Source organism: Paenimyroides tangerinum, from assembly GCF_003865405.1.
Taxonomy (GTDB): Bacteria; Bacteroidota; Bacteroidia; order Flavobacteriales; family Flavobacteriaceae; genus Flavobacterium; species Flavobacterium tangerinum.
In genome coordinates this window covers 1-3,304 of the sequence record NZ_RQVQ01000090.1, presented here as the reverse complement: position 1 = coordinate 3,304, position 3,304 = coordinate 1, and the positions used below count along the sequence as shown (strand labels likewise).

The following is a 3,304-nucleotide window of genomic DNA, read 5'->3' as shown; positions in this document are numbered from 1 at the left end:
CTTTTCTCTATTCTCTTTTCTCTATTCTCTATTCTCTTTTCTCTATTCTCTTTTCTCTTTTCCCTATTCCCTATATTGCTTTTCATAATATTTCTGATAATCACCAGAAGTTACATTTTCTAACCAATCTTGATTCGTTAAAAACCAATCGATTGTTTTAGATAATCCTTCTTCAAAAGTTACCGAAGGTTTCCAACCTAATTCCTGATTGATTTTTGAAGCATCGATTGCATATCGTAAATCGTGACCGGGACGATCTTTTACAAAAGTGATCAATTGTTCTGATGTTCCAATTGGATTACCTAACTTTTCATCCATTTGTTTACATAACTCTTTGACTAAGTCGATATTTTTCCATTCGTTAAAACCTCCAACATTATATGATTCTCCGTTTTTCCCTTCATGAAAAACCAAATCAATTGCTTTAGCATGATCAATCACAAACAACCAATCACGTGTAAATTTTCCATCTCCGTAAATTGGTAAGGGCTTTTTATTTAAAATATTATGAATGCACAACGGAATCAATTTTTCAGGAAAATGATTCGGTCCGTAATTGTTTGAACAATTGGTCAAAACAATTGGTAATCCATAAGTATCGTGGTAAGCTCTAACAAAATGATCAGATGATGCTTTGGAAGCTGAATATGGAGAATGCGGATCATACGCAGTTGTTTCTGTAAAGAAACCTTCAGAACCTAATGTTCCGAAAACCTCATCTGTTGAAACATGATGAAAACGTTTTCCTTCATAATTACCTTTCCAAATATGGTTAGCTGCATTTAATAAATTTACGGTTCCAATCACATTCGTCATCACAAAATCAAGTGGATTTGAAATTGAACGATCAACGTGTGACTCGGCTGCTAAATGAATAACACCATCTGGTTGATGTTCTACAAAAACATCTAAAATCGATTTTGCATCAACAATATCTGCTTTTATAAATTGGTAATTTGGATGATCTTGAACATCTTTTAGATTCTCTAAATTACCTGCATAAGTAAGAACATCTAAATTAATGATTTTATAATTTGGATATTTTAACACAAATTCACGAACTACATGAGATCCGATAAACCCTGCGCCACCTGTTATAATAATTGTTTTCATCTTTTTATCTAATTATTGACCAATGCTGTAAAATTGAAACCCGATTTCATTTAATTGTTTTTTATCTAACAAATTACGTCCATCAAACACAAAAGCAGGTTTGTACATATTTTCATAAATCAACTTCCAATTATAAGTTTTAAACGCATCCCATTCTGTAAGAACAGCAATTGCATGTGCATCTTGACAAGCAATATAAGGATCATTTACAACTTTTACCAACTTCCGATTTTCTTCTGACGTACGTGTTCCTAAATAATCTAAATCTGCATAAATCTGCTCAGCAGTAACTTTAGGATCATAAACCGTTATTGTAGCTTGCTCATCTAACAAATGATCAGCTACGTAAATAGCTGCAGATTCACGCGTATCGTTGGTATCTTTTTTAAATGACCAACCTAAAAATGCTATATTTTTTCCGTTTACGGTATTATATAAGGTTTTGATGATATTATCTGCAAAACGAATTTTCTGATGATCGTTCATAATAATCACTTGTTCCCAATAATCAGCAACCTCTTGCAAACCATAAGATTTTGCAATATAAACTAAGTTTAAAATATCTTTTTGAAAACACGATCCTCCAAATCCTACAGATGCTTTTAAGAATTTCGACCCAATACGTGAATCCATTCCAATGGCATGTGCAACTTCATTTACATCAGCTCCGGTGACTTCGCATAATTCAGAAATTGCGTTAATACTCGAAACACGTTGTGCCAAAAAGGCATTGGCTACTAATTTAGATAATTCTGAAGACCAAAGGTTGGTTGTAATGATTCTTTCTGAAGGTACCCAAGTTGCATAAATATTAACCAAAGCTTGAATCGCTTCTTGGCTTTCACCACCAATTAAAACGCGATCTGGATTTTGTAAATCAGAAACAGCTGTACCTTCTGCTAAAAACTCTGGATTTGAAAGAATGTCGAATTTAACATTATTCCCTGTATTATGTAATATACTTTTTAAAGCTTCGGCTGTTCGGACAGGTAAGGTTGATTTTTCGACAACAATTTTATCAGTTGTAGCAACTCTGGCAATTTGACGTGCACAAAGTTCGATAAATTTTAAATCCGCAGCCTGACCTTTACCCTTTCCGTAGGTTTTAGTTGGAGTGTTTACCGAAATAAAAATCATATCCGCTTGATCAATTGCAGATTCTACATCAGTTGAAAAAAATAAATTACGACCCCGTGCTTCTGCTACAATTTGATCCAATCCAGGTTCATAAATTGGTAGTTTAGTCAAATCGGCATCATTCCAAGCTGCAATTCGTATTGCATTTAAATCTACAACGGTAACATCGATATTTGGATTTCTCTGCGCGATAACAGCCATAGTTGGGCCGCCAACATAACCTGCGCCAATACAAGCTATTTTATTTATTTTTCTCATAACCTATTCGTAATCTATCATTTAGTAGTTCAAACTACATTATTGAAGAAATTGACCTTGTTTTAATTAAGTCAATCAAATTTTATTCTTCAAATATAATTTACAATTTTCTAACCACCTAAAAGAACGAAGTTTTTATTGAAGTTAATTTGTTTGTGGATTTACTGTTTCGTTTATTTGCTGATTTAACTTCGTTCCGTTCGGACTTAGTCCTCGGGTGCTGATTCGCTTTTGTTGCAGATTCGCAAATTCGCTTTGAATCTACTTAATATTCTATTATGTCATTCTGTACTTGATGCATTATCTCATTTCTTTTTTGGGTTACTTTGGTTTTAAAAGTGAGAATTGTGTTTTGTATTGCTTTACTTCTTCTTTAAAAGCACTAAAGAAGACAAATACAAGCCTTAATGACTTTACTTTTTAAACTGAGCGTGTAAGGCGCCGTATTCATGAGAACTAAAACAAAATATTAACGCTCGAATAAAGTGCTTCGACGCAGTATTTCAACGATCTACTACGGCTTATTTCTAAAAACAACCGGTCTTGCTTCGCTTCAAATACAAGCCTTAATGACTTTACTTTTTAAACTGAACGTGTTAGGCGCAGTATTCATAAGAACCAAAACAAATATTAACGCTCGAATAATCAGCAGTTCCTTTCTTACGAAATTTCACCTTGCAGATTCTCGTTAAAATTCTGTATGTCGAGTTTACGATTCTGCAAAATAGTTCATAAGTGCTTTTTTAGTCCGTATATTTAATTTGTACTACCGAGTATATTTAGTACTCGATTTACA

The 3,304-nt window shown here is 33.3% G+C and carries 2 protein-coding genes; both read right to left on the bottom strand.

The features are described 5' to 3' along the window. Positions 1–63 precede the first annotated feature (63 nt). Positions 64–1,113: a dTDP-glucose 4,6-dehydratase gene (gene rfbB, locus EG240_RS16210; protein ID WP_125020369.1), complete on the bottom strand. Its 1,050-nt coding sequence runs from the start codon at positions 1,111–1,113 to the stop codon at positions 64–66. Between the two features lie 12 nt (positions 1,114–1,125). Beyond that, positions 1,126–2,508 (bottom strand): nucleotide sugar dehydrogenase, encoded by a 1,383-nt coding sequence (locus EG240_RS16205; protein ID WP_125020368.1) that lies wholly within the window; start codon positions 2,506–2,508, stop codon positions 1,126–1,128. Positions 2,509–3,304 lie beyond the last annotated feature (796 nt).

What these genes read in the sequence shown, in the direction of transcription:
- rfbB (WP_125020369.1), bottom strand. Translation starts at nt 1,113, where the DNA reads ATGAAAACAATTATTATAACAGGTGGCGCAGGGTTTATCGGATCTCAT.
- EG240_RS16205 (WP_125020368.1), bottom strand. Translation starts at nt 2,508, where the DNA reads ATGAGAAAAATAAATAAAATAGCTTGTATTGGCGCAGGTTATGTTGGC.